Source organism: Shigella sp. FC1567 (assembly GCF_001743015.1).
In the GTDB taxonomy this organism is placed as follows: domain Bacteria; phylum Pseudomonadota; class Gammaproteobacteria; order Enterobacterales; family Enterobacteriaceae; genus Escherichia; species Escherichia coli.
Genome location: NZ_MIIV01000273.1, coordinates 1 through 1410, shown reverse-complemented (window position 1 = coordinate 1410; position 1410 = coordinate 1). Strand labels below are relative to the sequence as shown.

Genomic DNA, 1410 nt, shown 5'->3' with positions numbered 1-1410 from the left:
GTGCGCTGGGTTATCGCTCGCCACGGGAATATCTGCGGCAGCGGGCTTGTAATGGGTTAAGTGATAACAGATGTCTGGAAATATAGGGGCAAATCCAACCTTCAAAATAAACGTTTAATAGGGACAATCACCATTTGGATTGTCCGCTGAGGAGGCGAACGTTTTCCTAGACAGCTTTATCATGTCAGCCCACATTGTTGGCGCTGACAATACTAAGGACAAACGATGGGGAAGTAGCTTTTTAGCGTTATTTTCGGGAGTAAAAAACATGGTATCTTTCCGTATGTCAGTTGTATCTTGCTGGTATTCGTAGTCGTGATAAGGCATACAACGATATTTATCTTCACGTTAGTGAAGAATAAGTTGTTTTGTGATCTATGTTAATCTGGGATTACAATCCGGGCTTGATACATCGCATCACGACTTTTATTCTCTTCAGAATAGAATATGTTACTCCCCGTTTTACAGGCTCAGGATTTGAATTACAAATTATACTTTTAAGTGAACAATAACTAGGGGTATTTCTTATTTCCTGAAACCAGGCTTGGCCCATTTCGGGATGAGTTTGAAAAAACTCCTGACGCATACGATAGTGATGAAATAAACGAAACAAATTACGTCAACAAACTCAGGCGTCTTGCCTGACATGCTCCTGACATCATTGATATTCACGCTCATCTGGCATATGCATTTGCGCTCTTTATGCTGCAATTCTGGCGAATGTTCATTTACAGCGTCATCAGGATGCCGTTATACTCATTGATAAAATACTAACATATAACCCTGAGAATAATCAGGGGACACGCTGGTTACTGGGGACGGAATTGTTACGTGCTGGCAAGCATGACAGGGCTCTGTACGTATTGACAGGACATGTCAATGAATTTCCCCCCTACTGGTACGAGCTTGCTCTTTTACATTTTATGAATGAGGCATATATTAATGCTGCAACGGCATTTCGATATGGATTTTTAACAAGCATATATTGTTGAAATGCTTTGTTAGAATCTTTATCCATTCCCTGGGGCTGTATAGTATGATTTTTCAGGTATTTCTGAATACAGCCAAATATTATTGCAAAATATTCTCTAAATTATTAGTTAAATATCCATAAGCATTATTGCCTGGGAACTGGACATATAATTACTCTTCTGTGCTAAAGGAACGTTCTGAAATGTTTAAGTATGCAGAGATGTTGATGGCGGAAGAAGATAATAAAGTATGTGAACTTATTTTTAAACAACAAGATAATTTGATTTTAAAAATAAATGATAGATTTCCCAGAATAATTATAAAGAAATACCGAACATTACAGGTAATGACTCCAACTTACTGATAGTGTTTTATGTTCAGATAATGCCCGATGACCTTGTCATGCAGCTCCACCGATTTTGAGAACGACAGTGACTT

General features: G+C 38.4%; 1 protein-coding gene and 1 pseudogene. One reads left to right on the top strand and one right to left on the bottom strand.

Annotation, left to right across the window (positions count from 1 at the left end):
- Nucleotides 1-1174: 1174 nt before the first annotated feature.
- Nucleotides 1175-1315: pseudogene (locus BHE85_RS27560) on the top strand (hypothetical protein); the annotation flags it as partial.
- Between the two features lie 14 nt (nt 1316-1329).
- On the opposite strand, the gene BHE85_RS15490 reads toward BHE85_RS27560, so the two are convergent.
- The coding region (locus BHE85_RS15490) for an IS1 family transposase (RefSeq protein WP_000618533.1) at nt 1330-1410 on the bottom strand (81 nt) is incomplete at its 5' end.